Below are 16,176 nucleotides of genomic sequence, written 5' to 3' on the forward strand. Positions count from 1 at the left end.
CGTGTTGCGAGCGTGGTTGCGGCCTTAGGCTAGCGGTCATGAAGCGGCCAGATTCGAGCACTCCGCCGACCTACGACGAGGCGTTGCGAATCGCGCGCGATCTGGCGCAGCGGCCCGACAGTCTTGTTCCCTATCGTCACCAGGGGCTCGAAAACGCCCGGCACGGAGCGGGTTTCGCCTTCTTGGAGACGATCGGAACAGACCGCGGCGATATGGACGGCTATGTCCTGGTGACCGCGTACGGTCGTGGCAGCGGAGTCTTTTGGGAAGGCAAACCCACCATCGAGGCGGTGATCGCCGATCACCTGGCGCGGGCCGAACATGACAACAGAGACATCCCCGACAGCGAACTCTCGGTGGCGCACCGAATGGCGCTCGAAGCCTACGATCTCGGCCTCACACACATAGACGATGCGTCCGGGCACGCGAAGGTTGACGCCAAGACCGCCGACTACGCCGAGTTCGTGCTCCTCGTCCTACGAAATCACGGCAACTCGGGAGAAGGGGGACGTAAAGTCCTGGCTCGCAACGACTTCTTGTTGAAAAGCCCGGTCCCGGGGCGTCGATACACCCAACCCTGCCCGCACTGCACAAGTCCGACCATTTACCAGGAACGCTATCCCCGTGCGGTGTGTGAAGACTGTCTGAACCGCACCACCGACCACGCCGGGCGTCGAGTCACCGGTTTCAACACCCATCTCAGTGGCGGAATGATCGCCTATTACACCGACACGCTCGAGCACTCCGACGGCTCCCGGCACGAAGAATGCGTCGAGGTCACCCAAACCGGCGTGTGTTTTATCGACGGGCACCCCGCGACTATGGCAGAGGCACGCTTCGGCGGGATCGTCGTCCAACTGGCGCCGACCGACAAGCCACGGCAGAGATGGTTTCGGAGATGGTTCCAGTAGGCCGAACGCCCTGCGATGCCGGTGACCGCGTGTTCCGCCTGGTCACCGGAAGCCTCTGTCTCCCAGAGGTTTTCGAGCTGATTGGGTCGGGTGCCTGGCCGGAGGACGGTGCCGACGACGCGGTCACCCAGTCGATGGGTTCGGTCGTGGGAGAGATGGACTGCGCGGTCCGAGTAAAGGCGTAGGCGCGCAGGGAAGTTCATACTGGTGGGAGCGCACCCGATAATCAGGAAACGAGCGATGTCCCATCCTACCGAAACACGCGGATTGCGTGTCGCTGTCATCGGTCCCGGCGGAATCGGTAGCACCTTCGCTTTTCACCTCTCCCGCGCGGGCCACGATGTCACGGTCGTCGCTCGCGGCGACCGCCTGCAGCGACTGCGTTGCGACGAGGCAATCGTCACTGTCACCGGCGAGCGAGCCGCCGTGCACGTCGCCGACGCATTGGACCCGACGACGGCGTGGGATCTCGTCCTGGTCACGGTTCTCGCGGCGGAGGTCGAGGTACTGCTACCGAGCCTGGCCGACTGCGCCGCCCACACGATCATGTTCATGTTCAACACTTTTCGGTCCCTCGACCGCCTCCGTGACACGGTGGGCACGCAGCGCGCGGTGTTCGGTTTCCCGGCGATAGTGGCCGGTATCGAGGAGGGCGAACTGTCGTCGACCATTCTTCGCCGAGGTGCACCGACCATCGTGTCGGATCGTCGCTGGGCGACCGTCTTCTCCGAGGCCGGGATACCCTCCAGCACGCAGCCCGACATGCAGAGTTGGCTGCGTACCCACGTGGCGCTCGTCGTGCCGTTGATGCTGGCGGCGCATAGCGCGAGTCGTAACGGCCGTGGCGTGGACCGGCATGAGGCGGCGAAGCTGGCCCGTGCTCTGCGCGAAGGACTGCATCTGGTCCGCGAGCTGGGTAACAGCCTCACTCCCAGCGCGTTCGCCATCCTGGATCGACTTCCAGTTCCGGTGATCGCCGCGATACTGTGGGCACTTTCCCGGCTACCAGCGTTCGTAAGGACGGTCTCGGTGGCACCGAAAGACGAACCGGCGGCGCTGATCGATGAGATGAATTCCGCTGCGCCACAAGGCACACAGGGGATACTGACGGTCCGGCCCCGGTGAATCCGGCCACCCTGACCTATGTCGGCGATGCCACCGAACCCGCTGCCCTCGGCGGTAGGCTACGGCCGCCCGCCGGGCCTCGCGCACGCAACACTGTGGCCACCGAGAGCCGCCAGGATCAGGGCTGACCCAGCGAGCGGCTGGGTCACAAACGCCCGCACTCACCGCAGGGCGTTCGCCGCCGACAACGGTTCGCGACATGACGCGGACGGTAACGAGTTCCCATTGGGACTCAGTGCCAGGCGTGGCGATTTTCGTACCACTCGTCCCCAGCGGGTGCACCGGCGAGGTTCCAACTCCAGGACTGGACGGGGGTGATTCGTAGGTAGTGGCCGGGGCCCACCATGCCTGTGCGTTCGATGGGGGGTTCGGCGTGGCCGTAGATGCGGATGCCGCGTGCGATGAAGGGGTTCAGCGAAACCAGGTCGTCGACGACCAGTGCCACCTCGGTGTTGCCTGCGGCGACATTTCGCGCCTTGCGGGTTTCGGGGAAGGTCTCGCCGCCGCCGACCCAGAAGTAGCTGCCGTCGAATTCGAAGGCGACCGGTACGACGTCCGGCTGTCCGTCGGCGCTGTGCGTGGCGAGGCGAGCCAGCGGCTGGGACCGGAGATAGTCGACTTCGGCGTCCGTGAAGCTCATGCCGTCGAATTATTCCTGATCAGCGCGGCAGGACTGCGGCGAACTCGACCGGCATGTGCGCGGGCCCGCGCAAATTCACGTGTTCGCGGTACACCGGCGGATCGGTGGTCAGGCGGGGCACTTCGACGCGTTGCGCGAAACGGGTCAGTGCCACTCGCGCCTCGAGCCGAGCCAGGGGAGCGCCGAGGCAGAAGTGGGCGCCCAGCCCGAAGGCCAGGTGCCGGTTGTCGCGCGCGGGGTCGAATCGGTCGGGGTCGGGGAAGACGGCGGGATCGCGGTGCGCGGCGGCGATCAGCATGACGACGAGGTCACCGCGGTCGACGGAGATCCCGCCCACCGTCAGGTCGTCGGCGGCGATGCGGGGCATCAGCTGGACCGGTGAATCGAAGCGCAGTGTCTCCTCCACTACCCCTTGTGCCCGTTCGGGATTCGCGCGCAGCGCGGCAAGCTCGGCGGGGCGGCGCAGCAGTGCGAGGGTCGCGTTGGCGATGAGGTTGACCGTGGTCTCGTGGCCGGCGACGAGCAGCAGGGCACAGGTGGAGATCAGCTCGTCGTGGGTGAGCATGTCCCCGGCGTCCTCGGCGGCGATCAACTGTGAGAGCAGATCGGGCCCGGGATCGGCGCGCCTGCGCTCGGTCAGCCGCTCGAAGTAGACGCTGAGTTCGGTTCCGGCGCGCTCCAATTCGGCGGGATCGGCCCGGGACTCGGGGGCCTGGCGCGAGGTCGGGTCCAGCGTGCGGGACAGCAGCGACGACCAATGGCTCAGCTGCGCTTCGTCTTCCAGTGGCACGCCGAGCAGTTCGCAGATGACGGTCACCGGCAGCGGGTAGGCGAAGTCAGTGACCGCGTCAAAAGTCCCTGCCGCCGAGTACTTGTCGAGGATGTCGTCGACGATCTCGGTGATCCGCGGCTCGAGCCGCTGCACCACGCGCGGGGTGAACGCCTTCGAGACCAGCCGCCGCAGCCGGGTGTGGTCCGGCGGATCGAGGAACAGGAACGACGGTTTCACCTGCTCCGCAGTGGTTTTCGTGGCGTCGTAGATCGGCATGAAGCCGAGTTGGAGCTTGGCCAGCGAGCGGTCGACGCTCACCCGCGGGTCGCGCAGCACGGCCGTGCAGTCGGCGTGGCCGGTCACCACGACGACCGGCGCGGTGCCGATGCGGAAGGGGCCGCGCTCCCGCAGGCGCGCGAACAGGGGATAGGGGTCCGGCCGCACGGCCGGGTCGAGCAAGCGGATGTAGTCGGCGGTCGACTGTTCTGACGTCATGGGACTCCCACCTGAAGGGCCGCGCTCGGACAACTAGTATTATTCCGATACTGACGGTAGGAATGCAATACCGATGACGAATGCGAAGATATCCGCATGACCCTGCGACGCCCGGCCGACGACTCGGTGACCCGCGTCGTCGAACTGCTCGGCGACCGGTGGACCATCCTGGTCATCGCCGAGGCGTTCTTCGGCGTGCGCCGCTTCAGCGACTTCGCCCGCAATATCGGCATCACCAGCCGCAACCTGCTCACCAGCAGGCTGCGTATGCTCATCGACGCGGGCATCTTCGCCCGCACCGACGAGGGCGGCGGCCGCGTCGACTACCACCTCACCGCCGCGGGCCGCGAGCTCTACCCGATCATCATCGCCATGATGGCCTGGGGCGACCGGCACCTGACCGAGCCCGGCGGCCCGCCGATCGTGCTCGAGCACCGCGCCTGCGGCCACCCGATCACCCCGCTGATGGTGTGCGACCACTGCCGCGCCGAACTCGACCCGCGCGAGGTCGAGCCCCGGCCGGGTCCTGGCTTCCATCCGATGCCCGGCACGGAAGCGGCGAGCTGAGTCAGTCCAGGGTGAGCGCGGCGGCGGTGATCGCCTTGGCCGCCCGTTCGACGTCGGCGTCGGTAGTTCGCCAGTTGCTGAACGCCGCGCGCAACGCGTGCTGGCCCTCGTAAACCGTTGGGGTCACAAAGGTTTCACCACTCTCGGCGATGGCGTCGGCCAGGGCGGTGACCCGCTCGGCGGTCGGCCGGTCGGCCAGCGTGAAGCAGGCGACGTTGAGCCGGACCGGAGCGACGAGCCGGAGCAGCCCGCTCGCGGTGATCTGCCCGGCGAGGCTGTTCGCGCCGGAGATGTTGCGCCGCACGATATCTCGGTGACCGGCCCGGCCGTATGCGGTCAACGAGAACCACGCGGTGAGCGCGCGCAGCCGCCGCGAGTTCTCCGGCACCAGATGCCCGAAATCGGGTGTGCCGGTGGGCGCGCTCAGGTACGCGGCGGAGTTCAGGAAGACCCGCAGTTGCAGGTCGCGATGCCGGGAGAACTGCACGCCCGCGTCGTAGGGCACGTTGAGCCACTTGTGCAGATCGATGCAGACCGAGTCCGCCTCGCCGAGCCCGTCGACCAGCTCGGCGTGCTCGGGAGACAGGGCGGCGAACGCGCCGAACGCCCCGTCCACGTGCAGCCAGAACGGAAAGCGTTCGCGCAGAGCGGCAATCGCGCGGATATCGTCGAAGTCGACCGTATTGACCGTGCCCGCGTTGGCGACCACGATGGCGGGCCGGCCGTCCAGCGCGGCGAGCGCCTCCGCGAGCCGGTCCACGTCGACGGCTTCGCGGCCGGGCAGGGTCGGCACGGATCGCACACTGTCGCGGCCGATTCCGAGCATGGACAACGACTTGAAGATGCTGGAGTGCGGCGTCCCGGAGAGCACCGGCACGGGCCCGAGCGCGCCGACTCCGCTGTCCGCCACGGAGATTCCGATCCGCTCGCCCAGCCACTCGCGCGCGATGGCCAGGCCGACGAAGTTCGACATGGTCGCCCCGCTGACGAACGCCCCGGTGTGCCGGTCGAGGCCGAACATCCGCGCGATCCAGTCCACCGTCTGCCGCTCGAGCTCGATCGCCGCGGAGTCCTCGCCGGACATGGCGTTCTGGTCGAGCACCCCGGTGAGCCAGTCGCCCGCGACCGAGGCCGGGGTCGCGCCGCCGGTGACGAAGCCGAAGTAGCGCGGTCCCGCGCTGCCGGAGAACCGCGGCTCCCAGTCTTCCCGGAATCGCGCCAGCGCCCGCGCCAGGCCGACGCCGTGCTCCGGAAGTTCCTCGCGCCCAAGGGCTTCGGGCGCCCGCGCGACCGGGCGCGACTCGATGCCGGTGAGCATGTCCGTCGCCGACTCGCGCACCGCCTCCAGCAGCGCGGGAAACTCGGCGAGGTCGTTGGCTAGGTTCTCGTCCACACCCCGACGCTACGAGCGAGCGCCCCGGCTTGTCGGGAGCCAGTCCGAAGGTGCTGGCCTTGCCGCTCGAGCACGCCGCCTCGTCACCCGGCCACACTGCCCTACTTCAGCGCACTACCCTGCTGCCACTGCTCCCACGGCACACCCCAGTCACCGTTCTGCCAGACCTCGAGCGGCGCGCCGCCGGTATTACGGACCTCGACCACATCGCCGGGGACCGCGAACTCGTAGAACCAGCGCGCGTTCTCCGGGCTGAGGTTCAGGCAGCCGTGCGAGGTGTTGGTGTTGCCCTGCGCCCACATGGTGGAGGCCAGCTCGTGCAGGTAGATGCCGTCGGTGCTGATCCGGGTGGCCCAGTTGATCGTCTCCTTGTAGCCGAGCCGGGAGTTCACCGGCAGGCCGAAGGTGGACGAGTCCATGATCACCGGATTGGCCTTGCTCATCACCGTGTAGATGCCCGGCTGGGTCCAGAAGGTGATCGTCTTGCCGCCGACATTCTCGCTGCCGCCCATGCCCATCGAGGTCGGCATCGAGCGGATCAGCTTGCCGTTCTCGTAGACCTCGACGTGCTTGGTGTTGTCGTCGGAGATCGAGACATGCGAGGCGCCGATGGTGAACGAGGCCTTGGTGTCCTCCTGGCCGTACAGGCCGTTGCCGAGGTCGACCGCGTAGATGTTGGCCGCGACGTTCACTTTCGTGCCGGACGGGTAGTACTCCTTGGGCCGCCAGTGCACGCGGCGGTCGTCGAGCCAGTACCACGAGCCCTCCAGCGGCGGGTCGGTGGTCACCGACAGGCGCTTCTCGGCCAGGGCCCGGTCCGGGACGTCCTCGTCGAAGTGCGCGGCGATGACCGCGCCGACGCCGAAGGTGCCGCCGTCGAGCAGGCCGCCGCCGGTGGTCTCGAAGTAGACCTTGGTCTGGTTGTTCGGCGTGAGCGTGGAGAACGTCGAGGTCACCGGGCCGCTGCGGCCGGTGATGGTGAGCCCCTCGGCGGTGATCGTGTAGGAGTGGCCGTAGCCGACCGGCTCGGTGGGCTTCCACGCCGTCTTGTCGGGGGTGAAGATGCCCTCGATCGGCTTGCCCTTCTCGTTGGTCATGGTGACCGAGGTCAGCACGCCGTCGCCCGCGCTCACCTGGACCGGAGCCGTGGGGTCGATGTCTTTCGCGCCGGCGGCCGGGGTGATGGCGATCGCGGGTGGCGGAGGATCGGCCGATCCCGGCTTCTTCGACTCCGAACCTGAACAACCGGCAACCACCAAGGCCATCACCAGGACGACAATCCCGGCAATGCTGGATCGGAAGCGGCGACTCGACATGATTTCTCCTGTGTTCGCCGTGCGCTTCCCGCTGCGCACCCTCCACTAACTTTTCCCGCTCGGAAGTTTACCGGTCCGCGAGGGGGTGCTTTCGCCAGCGGAGGGCCGTCAGTTGTCGGGGCCCAGCCGGAACTGGATGGCGAGTTGCCGGGCGGCCTCGTCGCCGACGAACGGCAGCAGGAGGAGGTAGAGGATCATCGACATCGGCACAGCCCCGATCAGGTAACGCGATACTTCGTCCCCCGTGGTCGCCGAGCCCCGACCTCGACGGCACAGCCCGACCATGGCGCACAATCCAGGTTATGGCCGCCGACGGCGGCGGGCAATGGGGCAGCGCGTGGAAGTGCCCGGCATCGCGGACCATCGCGCCGAGACGCGCGGCCAGCCGACGGAATGCTGCGCGACTTGCCGCCGCGCGGCCGCTCGCGCGAACTGGCACGCTCGGGGGCATGGCTGAGCGGTTCATCGTGTACGGGGCGGGTGCGGTCGGCGGGAGTCTCGGCGGGTTGCTGCATCGCGCGGGGCACGAGGTCGTGCTCATCGCGCGCGGGGCGCATCTGGCGGCGATCCGGTCGAACGGGCTGCGGCTGGTGACCGGCGGCGGGACCGAGACGTTGTCCATACCCGCCGTGTCGAGCCCGGCCGAGCTCGACGGTGCGCCGGGCGACGTGGTGCTGCTGGCGATGAAGAGCATGAATACCGAAGCGGCGCTGCGTGACCTGGCCGCGGTGGTCGATCGGGACACGCCGATCGTCTGCGTGCAGAACGGCGTCGCCAACGAACGCGCCGCGCTGCGCCTGTTCCCGGAGGTGTACGGGGTCTGCGTGATGTTCCCGGCCACGCATTTAGAGCCCGGCGTCGTCGAGCCGCGCGCGTGGCCGGTGCCCGCCATCCTCGATCTCGGCAGGTACCCGGCCGACGTCGACGAGACGGCGGAAACCCTTGCGGCCGAGTTCCGTTCGGCGGGCTGCCACGCCGAGCCGCGACCGGACATCATGCGGTGGAAGTACACCAAGCTGCTGATGAACCTCGGCAACGCGGTTGACGCGACCATCCAGCCGGGTGACGGCGTCGCCGAGATACTCGACCGGGTTCGCGCCGAGGGCGTCGAAGTCCTTGCCGCGGCGGGCATCCCGCACGTATCGATGGCCGAGGACGGCGCACGCCGCGGCGACATCCTGCGCATCGGCGGCGCCGGCCGGTCCGGCAGCTCGTCGTGGCAGAGCCTGGCTCGCGGCACCGGCGCCATCGAAACCGACTATCTCAACGGGGAAATCGTGCTGCTCGGCCGCCTGCACGGCGTGCCGACGCCGATCAACGAGCGAATCCGCGCGCTGGCCAACGCCTTTGCCCGCGAGGGCCGCGCGCCCGGCTCGGAGCCCGCGGCGCGGTTCCTCGCGGGCCTGCGCTGAACGGCTACCGCGCGGGCCGGATATCGAGGAGCTGCTCGAAGAACCCGCCGATATTGTTCGCGCGGTCCACCAGGTGGATCTCCAGAATCCAGTGGCAGATCCGGCCTTTCGGGTCGAGCCTGCGCATCGGCGGCGTCGAGCCCGCCGCGACGTAGGAGGTGACGGCCGTGCCGGAGATCTGCTTGTGCGGGAACTCGCCGACCAGATGCCCGGCGATCTCCGCGGTCAGCTCCCATCCCTGCGCGGCGGCCTGCTCGGCGACCCAGCCGTAGAGTTCGTCGCCGGTGATGTCGGGGTGGGCCTCGAAGTAGGCGCGGCCCTGCTCCCAGAAGGGTTCGAGCGCGTCGCGCAGCGCCAGCTTGGCCGGGTCGTCGCCGAGCACGTAGGTGCGCCCGAAATCGGCCTCCCACTCCTCGAAGATCGGCCCGAAGTCGAGGAAGCAGATGTCGTCCTCGCCGATCACCCGATCCGGCGGGTTCGCGCTGTAGGGCTCGAGCGTGTTGATCCCGGACCGCACGATCCGCTTGTGCCAGAACCGTCGCGTCCCGAACATCTCGTCGGCCAGGTCGCGCACCGCGTCGCTGACCACCGATTCGCGCGCCCCCGGCGCGATGATCCCCCGCGCGACCACCTCGTCGAACAAAGCGACCGCGTTGGCCTCCGCCACCAGGAGCGCGGAAACCCGCTCGGCCTCGGCCACATCCAGCGTCTCCATGCCTCGACCCTAGATCATCAGGACCGCCCGGTCGGTTGTCGCGCCGCCACACGCGAGGACCCCGCGCACCACCCCGGCCCCGAGCACATTTCTTGCGCGGGGCCTGCCGCGGACGGGAAGAATCGGCGACATGCCAGTGCTGACGGCCCCTTTGGTCGCCGCCGAGACCTTCACCGACTCCGCCCAGCCGGTGATCGCCACGGGCGACGGGTTACTGCTGCGACCATGGACCACCGGCGACGCGCCCGCGGTCTTCGAGGCGTTCAGCGATCCCTCGATCCAGCGCTGGCACGTCCGCAGCGCGAGCTCGATCGCAGAGGTAGAAGGCTGGCTCGAAGCATGGGCGGGGGCGTGGAGCACGGCCGCCGCCGCCAACTGGGCGGTCACCGACGTCACCACCGGGCGACTTGTCGGAAGAGCCTCGTTGAAGGGTTTGGCGTTGGCCGACGGTCAGGCCGAAGTCGCCTACTGGACGATGCCCGCCGCGCGCGGGCGGGCCGTCACACCGCGCGCGATCGCCGCAGTGACGACCTGGGCCTTCGGCGTCGGATTCCATCGGCTCCAGCTGACGCACTCGGTAGCGAACAAGGCGTCGTGCCGGGTGGCCGCGAAACTCGGGTACGCGCTCGAAGGGACGCTGCGCAGTGCGGGATTGCATGTCGACGGGTGGCACGACATGCATCTGCATGGGCGGATCGGGAGCGGGTATCCGGCGGGCATGAGCGGACCGGAGAAGGACCAGACCACGGCCGAGGTGCAGCAGGGGGAGGCGGACTTCGCCGAGGAGCACTCGAAGCCGACGCACGCCGACGAGCACCCGAAGGGGGCCGAGCTCGAGACCGATGAGTCGACCCCGGACGGTCACGCCGGAATGGACTAGACGCGACGGATCCGCGCCCGCCAAGCCGGGAGGTCGATCTTCTCACCTACGGCGACGCCGATATCGGGGTTCTGTTCGAGCGCGCCCTCGGTCACCAGGCCGCGATACTCGGCCGTCTGGAGTTCCTCCAGTTCCCAACCATCGGTGAAGGATTCGCGGATCACCGCGTCGCTGATCTGCGGCCCGAACCCCGGTCCGGCGTCGGACAGGGCGAGAACGACGACCAGCCCGCCCGGCTTGCAGAGCGCGTGCAAACTGCGCACGTAGGCGGCGCGCGCGTCGGGTTCGGTGCCGAAGACGTGGAACAGAGCGCTGTCGAGGATCGTGTCGAACGGGGCGAGGCCGGCGTCGCCGAACGCGATGGCGTCGCGCACCTCGAACCGGGTGGACGGAACGCCCTGTGCGGCAGCGTTTCCGCGCGCGAACTCGATGGCGCTGGAGGACAGGTCGATACCGAGCACGTCGTAGCCCAGCTTCGTCAGCAGAATGGTGTGTTCGCCTGCCCCGCAACCGGGTTCGAGCACCCGGCCGCTGATCCAGCCGTCGCGCTCCAGTGCGACGACGGCCGGTTGGGGTTCACCGATCACCCACGGTGCGATGTTGTTGTCATAGGTGGAGTTCCAGAATTCGGCGGTTCGAGTCATAGCCGGATGATTCACCCTGAACCCGGGTTCAGGTCAATGATCGCGCGGAAAATCGCTTGGCCGCCCGATGTTTCGCTCGTATCGTCACCGCCCGTGGTCTACGAACATCCGCTGGCCTATCTCCTCGGCGTAGAGGGCTTGGCCCTGCTGCGCGCGTTCACCGGCGAGCACGACCGGGACTTCGTGGCCGCGCGCCTCGCCGAGGTCAGCGCCCTGCTCGCCGACGAGTCACTGCGCGACGCCGCCGTGGACGCCGCCCGATTCGACACGGTGACGGGCTATCGGGACTGGGCCGCGCGGTACGACAATCCGGGCAATGTCGCGTTCGAGATCGACACGCCGATCGTGCGGGAGATCGTCGACCCGCTGCCGACCGGCGTGGCCCTCGACGCCGCGTGCGGCACCGGCAGGCACGCGCGGTGGCTGGCCGAGCGCGGCCACCAAGTGATCGGCGTCGACAGCTCACCGGACATGCTCGCCCTCGCCCGGGAGCGAGTGCCCGCGGCCGAATTCCGGCTCGGCGACCTCCATCGGCTGCCGGTGGACGACGCCACGGTGGATCTCGTCGTGTGCGCGCTCGCGCTGAACCACCATCCGTCCGTCGCGCCGATGCTCGCCGAGTTCGCCAGGGTCCTGCGGCCGGGCGGACATCTGGTGATCGCCGACACCCACCCGGAAGCGGTTGCGCGCGGCTCGATTCCGACCGTCCGCGGCCCCGAGGGGCAGCCGGGCCGCATCCCCGCCTACCACCACCTGGTCGGCGACTACCTGCGTGCCGCCCTGCCCTTGGGTTTTGAGGTCCGGCGTTGCGAAGAACCGGGCCTCCCAGCCGCTCCGATCCCCGAAGCGACGAAAGACCCTGGCCCGTGGGATCTCTGGCCATGGTCGCTGGCGCGGATGATCCCGGAGGCCGTAGCCGCCGCGTCCGCCGGCGTACCCGCCATGCTCATCTGGCACTTCGCGCTGGACAAGAATTGAAGGCGCGCAGCGTTTATCGATGGCGCGGGGAACTTTCGACGACGAGGTCGTCGAACTGACCCGATTCCCCGGCGAACCCGAGGTCGACCGAAGAGTCGGGGCTCGAGTTCGCCGGGGGAGAACGGATCAGGCGACGGCGGCCAGTCGCGCCGCGTTCGCGGCCTCGTCGTCGGCGGCCTGATTGGCCGCCAGCTCGGCCTCGACGCGGTCGCGGTACCGGCCGAGTTCGCGCTCGGCGTCGGCCGGCTCCCAGCCGAGCCGCGCGCCCATCAGCAACGCCACCTCGGGGGCGGCGAGCAGCCCGCGGTCGGACGCCTCGATGGAGATGCGGGTGCGGCGGGTGAGCACGTCGTCGAGGTGCAGTGCGCCCTCGTGGGTGACCGCGTAGACGATCTCGGCGGCGATGTACTCCTCGGCCCCCGTCAGCGGCTCGGCCAGCGCCGGATCCCCGGCGATCAGCTCGAACAGGTCGTGCACGGCCGAACCGTAGCGCCCGAGCAGATGCTCGACGGTGGCCTTCGGCAGGCCGGCGCGCTCCGCGACGCCGTCGAGGTCGGCCGCCATCTCCTGGTAACCCACCGCGCCGAGCAGCGGCAGCTTCTCGGTCACCGACGGCGCGACGGCGCGGCCGAGCCCGGCCACCGCGGCGTCCACCACGTCGGCCGCCATCACCCGGTAGGTGGTGTACTTGCCGCCCGCGATCACGAACAGCCCCGGAACCGGTTCCGCCACAGCGTGTTCCCGCGACAGCTTCGCGGTATCGCTCGACGCGCCGGAGACCAGCGGGCGCAGCCCGGCGTAGGTGCCGACGATGTCGTCGCGGGTCAGCGGGTCGCGCAGCACCGCGTTGACGTGATCGAGGATGTACTGCACGTCGGCGTTGCTCGCGGCCGGATGGTCCTTGTCCAGCGACCAATCGGTGTCCGTGGTGCCGATGATCCAGTGCTGGTGCCACGGGATCACGAACAGCACGCTCTTCTCGGTGCGCATGATCAGGCCGGTGTCCAGATCGAGGCGCTCGCGCGGCACGAGGATGTGCACGCCCTTGGAAGTGCGCACGTGGAACGGGAATTCGACGCCGGTCATGCGGTTCATCTCGTCGGTCCACACGCCGGTCGCGCTGATCACCCGGCGGGCGCGCACGGTGAACTCGCGCCCGGTCTCCAGGTCGGTGACCTGCGCGCCGACCACCCGCTCACCGTCGCGCAGCAGCCCGGTGACCTTGGTGCGGGTGAGCACGGTCGCCCCGTGCTGCGCCGCCGTCCGGGCGATCGTCATGGTGTGGCGCGCGTCGTCGACCTGGGCGTCGAAGTAGCGGATCGCACCGGTCATCGAGTCCTCCCGCAGCGCGGGCGCCAATTCCAGTGCGCGCGTGCGGGTCAGGTGCCGGTGCATCGGCAGCGCCCGCGCGCCGCCGATGGTGTCGTACAGCGCGACGCCCGCGCCGATGTACGCGCGCTCCCACACCCGATGTTGCAGCGGGAGCAGGAACGACACCGGGCGCACCAGGTGCGGGGCCAGCTTGTTCAGCAGCAGGCCGCGCTCCTTCAAAGCCTCACGCACCAGCCAGAAGTCGAGCTGCTCCAGGTACCGCAGCCCACCGTGGATGAGCTTGCTGGAGCGGCTCGACGTGCCCGCCGCGAAGTCCCTGGCCTCCACCAGCGTGACGCTGAGGCCACGGGAGGCGGCGTCCAGGGCGGCCCCGGCGCCGACCACGCCACCGCCGATCACCAGTACGTCGATTTCGTTGTCGCCCAGGGCGTTCACCGCGTCGGCGCGGTAAGCCGGGTCCAATCTCGCGGACATGAAATTCTCCTAACTCGGTAATACGTCGGTGGCGTCGGCGGTCACTCGTCGACGTCGATCCAGTCGAGGGTGCGCGACACGGCCTTCTGCCAGCGGGCGTAGCCGCGTTCGCGCTGCTCCTCGGATCCGGTCGGGTTCCAGCGCTTGTCTTCGTGCCAGTTCTGCACGAGTTCGTCTGTGCTGCTCCAGAACCCGACGGCGAGCCCGGCCGCGTAGGCGGCGCCGAGGGCGGTGGTCTCGGCGACTACCGGGCGCGACACGGGAACGCCGAGGAAGTCGGCCTGCAGCTGCATGCACAGCTCGTTGGCGGTGACGCCGCCGTCCACCCGCAGCACGTCGAGCTGCACGCCGGAGTCGGCCTGCATCGCCTCGACCACGTCGCGGGTCTGGTAGCAGATGGACTCCAGCGTCGCCCGCGCCAGATGGGCGTTGGTGCTGAAGCGGGAGAGCCCGACGATCGCGCCGCGCGCGTCGGAGCGCCAATAGGGCGCGAACAGTCCGGAGAACGCGGGGACGAAGTACACGCCGCCGTTGTCCTCGACCTGCCTGGCCAGCGACTCGCTCTGCGACGCACCGGAGATGATGCCCAGCTGGTCGCGCAGCCACTGCACGGCGGAGCCGGTCACCGCGATCGAACCCTCCAGTGCGTACACGGGTTCGGCGTCGCCGAACCGGTAGGCGACCGTGGTGAGCAGGCCGTGCTCGGAGCGCACGATCTCGGTTCCGGTGTTGAGCAGCAGGAAGTTTCCGGTGCCGTAGGTGTTCTTCGCCTCGCCGGGCCGGAAGCACACCTGGCCGACCGTGGCGGCCTGCTGATCGCCGAGGACACCGGCCAGCGGCACCTCGCCGCCGAAAGGCCCGTCGGCCCTTGTCTTTCCGAACAGCTCCGGGTTCGAGGACGGCGCGATGGCGGGCAGCATCGAGCGCGGAATTTTGAAGATGGACAGCAACTCCTCGTCCCAGTCCAGGGTCTCCAAATTCATCAGCATGGTGCGGCTGGCGTTGGTGGGATCGGTGACGTGCACGCCGCCGTCCACCCCGCCGGTGAGGTTCCACAGCAGCCAGCTGTCGGTGGTGCCGAAGTACGCCTCGCCGCGCTCGGCGGCCTCGGCGACCCCGGGGACATTGTCGAGGATCCAGCGCAGCTTGCCGCCGGAAAAGTAAGTGGCGGGCGGCAATCCGGCCTTGTGCCGGATGGTGTCGCCGTGTCCGGCGCGCTCGAGCTCGGCGGCGATGCGGTCCGTGCGGGTGTCCTGCCAGACGATCGCGTTGCAGTACGGGCGCCCCGTCTTCGGGTTCCACACCACGGTGGTCTCGCGCTGATTGGTGACGCCGACGGCGGCCAGATCGCTCGCCTGGAGGTCGGCCTTGGTCAGCGTGCTCTGGATGACCGCCCTGGTGCGCTCCCAGATCTCGGTCGGATCGTGCTCCACCCAGCCGGCCTGCGGCAGGATCTGCTGATGCTCGAGCTGGTGGCGGGCGACCTCGTTGCCGCTGTGATCGAACACCATGAAGCGCGTGCTGGTGGTGCCCTGGTCGATGGCGCCTACGTACTGGCTCATCGTGGTCCTTTCAAGGAAAACTATTGACAGAGAGATTGATTCAGAAAAGGACCTGTGCGGCCAGTCCGGCGAGCACGCCGCCCACCAGCGGGCCGACGATGGGCACCCAGGCGTAACCCCAGTCGGAGTTCTTACGACCGGGTTGGTCGGTCGGGCCCGGATCAGCCTGCGGCTCAGTCGTTCCGCCCACCGTCGCCCGCGCCGGCTGCGCGGCGCCCTTGTTCACCGGCAGCAGCGCGTGGGCCAGTCGCGGCCCGAGATCGCGGGCCGGGTTGATGGCGTAACCGGTCGGGCCGCCGAGCGAGGCGCCGATGCCCACCACGAGCAGCGCCGCGGCGAGCGGGCCGAGGCCGCTCGCGGTGTGTCCCATGGCCAGCAGCACGATCACGAGGGCGAAGGTGGCGATCACCTCGGTGGCGAAGTTCCAGGGCACATTGCGGATCGCGGGACCCGTGGCGAACACGCCGAGCTTCTTCTCCGCGTCGGTCTCCGCGTCGAAGTGCCGCTTGTACGCGGCGTACGCGAGGTTCGCGCCGACGAAGGCGCCGACCAGCTGGCCGAGGAGGTAGGCGAGGGTGGTGGCCACGGTGATCGAGACACCGGCGGTGTACTCGTCCGCCCCGCTGGCCAGCACGCCGATCGTGTACGCGGGGTTCAGGTGACCGCCCGTCTTGTACGCGACATACACCCCGGCGAATACGCCTATGCCCCACCCGAAGTTGATCAACAGCCACCCGCCGTCGAAGCCCTTGGATTTGGCCAGCAATACATTCGCGACTACGCCGACACCGAGTAAGACCAGCATCCCTGTGCCTAGTGCTTCACTCAGGAAGATCGAGCCGAAGTTCATCGTTGAGTCTCCGTTCGCCCGCGGTCGCCTGCGCGACCCTGCGGATTCCGACGTTACGACGGCGCACAGAACCCGGACATACCGCGCGTTCGACAATGCTGAACGCCCGG

General features: G+C 68.8%; 15 protein-coding genes. 6 read left to right on the plus strand and 9 right to left on the minus strand.

Annotated elements, in window-relative coordinates; translation table 11 throughout:
• The first annotated feature begins 38 nt into the window (after positions 1-38).
• Together ON39_RS47050 and ON39_RS07415 are read left to right on the plus strand one after the other, a co-directional pair.
• Positions 39-911 (plus strand): hypothetical protein, encoded by an 873-nt coding sequence (locus ON39_RS47050; protein ID WP_051186382.1) that lies wholly within the window; start codon positions 39-41, stop codon positions 909-911.
• A 240-nt stretch (positions 912-1,151) separates the two neighbouring features.
• On the plus strand, positions 1,152-2,036 hold the full coding sequence (locus tag ON39_RS07415; RefSeq protein WP_051186383.1) for a ketopantoate reductase family protein: 885 nt from the start codon (positions 1,152-1,154) through the stop codon (positions 2,034-2,036).
• 232 nt (positions 2,037-2,268) lie between these two features.
• Here ON39_RS07415 and ON39_RS07420 read toward each other — a convergent pair whose 3' ends face one another.
• On the minus strand, positions 2,269-2,676 hold the full coding sequence (locus ON39_RS07420) for a PPOX class F420-dependent oxidoreductase (protein WP_040732505.1): 408 nt from the start codon (positions 2,674-2,676) through the stop codon (positions 2,269-2,271).
• 19 nt (positions 2,677-2,695) lie between these two features.
• A complete protein-coding gene (locus ON39_RS07425; protein WP_040732506.1) occupies positions 2,696-3,943 on the minus strand; it encodes a cytochrome P450 in 1,248 nt (415 codons plus the stop codon).
• Between the two features lie 96 nt (positions 3,944-4,039).
• Here ON39_RS07425 and ON39_RS07430 point away from each other — a divergent pair, with 96 nt between their 5' ends.
• Complete coding sequence (locus ON39_RS07430; RefSeq protein ID WP_040732507.1) at positions 4,040-4,510, plus strand: winged helix-turn-helix transcriptional regulator; 471 nt, start codon at positions 4,040-4,042, stop codon at positions 4,508-4,510.
• Position 4,511: 1 nt separating this feature from the next.
• On the opposite strand, the gene ON39_RS07435 is transcribed toward ON39_RS07430, so the two are convergent.
• Positions 4,512-5,903: a pyridoxal phosphate-dependent decarboxylase family protein gene (locus ON39_RS07435; protein WP_040732508.1), complete on the minus strand. Its 1,392-nt coding sequence runs from the start codon at positions 5,901-5,903 to the stop codon at positions 4,512-4,514.
• A gap of 101 nt (positions 5,904-6,004) precedes the next feature.
• On the minus strand, positions 6,005-7,219 hold the full coding sequence (locus tag ON39_RS07440; RefSeq protein ID WP_040732539.1) for a L,D-transpeptidase: 1,215 nt from the start codon (positions 7,217-7,219) through the stop codon (positions 6,005-6,007).
• Positions 7,220-7,668: 449 nt separating this feature from the next.
• Between ON39_RS07440 and ON39_RS07445 the strand changes: the two genes are divergently transcribed.
• Positions 7,669-8,631 (plus strand): ketopantoate reductase family protein, encoded by a 963-nt coding sequence (locus ON39_RS07445; RefSeq protein WP_040732509.1) that lies wholly within the window; start codon positions 7,669-7,671, stop codon positions 8,629-8,631.
• Positions 8,632-8,635: 4 nt separating this feature from the next.
• Here ON39_RS07445 and ON39_RS07450 read toward each other — a convergent pair whose 3' ends face one another.
• Positions 8,636-9,337 (minus strand): M24 family metallopeptidase, encoded by a 702-nt coding sequence (locus tag ON39_RS07450; RefSeq protein ID WP_211336376.1) that lies wholly within the window; start codon positions 9,335-9,337, stop codon positions 8,636-8,638.
• Between the two features lie 139 nt (positions 9,338-9,476).
• Here ON39_RS07450 and ON39_RS07455 point away from each other — a divergent pair, with 139 nt between their 5' ends.
• A complete protein-coding gene (locus ON39_RS07455; RefSeq protein ID WP_083894300.1) occupies positions 9,477-10,226 on the plus strand; it encodes a GNAT family N-acetyltransferase in 750 nt (249 codons plus the stop codon).
• Here the strand turns inward: ON39_RS07455 and ON39_RS07460 are convergent.
• Complete coding sequence (locus tag ON39_RS07460; RefSeq protein WP_040732512.1) at positions 10,223-10,870, minus strand: class I SAM-dependent methyltransferase; 648 nt, start codon at positions 10,868-10,870, stop codon at positions 10,223-10,225. The two genes, ON39_RS07455 and ON39_RS07460, sit on opposite strands and share 4 nt — an antisense overlap.
• 93 nt (positions 10,871-10,963) lie before the next feature.
• Between ON39_RS07460 and ON39_RS07465 the strand changes: the two genes are divergently transcribed.
• Positions 10,964-11,848 (plus strand): class I SAM-dependent methyltransferase, encoded by an 885-nt coding sequence (locus ON39_RS07465; protein ID WP_040732513.1) that lies wholly within the window; start codon positions 10,964-10,966, stop codon positions 11,846-11,848.
• A gap of 126 nt (positions 11,849-11,974) precedes the next feature.
• Here ON39_RS07465 and glpD read toward each other — a convergent pair whose 3' ends face one another.
• Genes glpD through ON39_RS07480 form a run of 3 tightly spaced genes read right to left on the minus strand, consistent with a single transcriptional unit; the run spans position 11,975 to position 16,066 of the window.
• Positions 11,975-13,654 (minus strand): glycerol-3-phosphate dehydrogenase, encoded by a 1,680-nt coding sequence (glpD, locus tag ON39_RS07470; RefSeq protein ID WP_040732514.1) that lies wholly within the window; start codon positions 13,652-13,654, stop codon positions 11,975-11,977.
• A 41-nt stretch (positions 13,655-13,695) separates the two neighbouring features.
• Positions 13,696-15,216: a glycerol kinase GlpK gene (glpK, locus tag ON39_RS07475; RefSeq protein WP_040732517.1), complete on the minus strand. Its 1,521-nt coding sequence runs from the start codon at positions 15,214-15,216 to the stop codon at positions 13,696-13,698.
• Positions 15,217-15,256: 40 nt separating this feature from the next.
• A complete protein-coding gene (locus ON39_RS07480; protein ID WP_040732518.1) occupies positions 15,257-16,066 on the minus strand; it encodes an MIP/aquaporin family protein in 810 nt (269 codons plus the stop codon).
• Between the last annotated feature and the right edge of the window lie 110 nt (positions 16,067-16,176).

Source organism: Nocardia tenerifensis NBRC 101015 (assembly GCF_000308715.1).
In the GTDB taxonomy this organism is placed as follows: domain Bacteria; phylum Actinomycetota; class Actinomycetes; order Mycobacteriales; family Mycobacteriaceae; genus Nocardia; species Nocardia tenerifensis.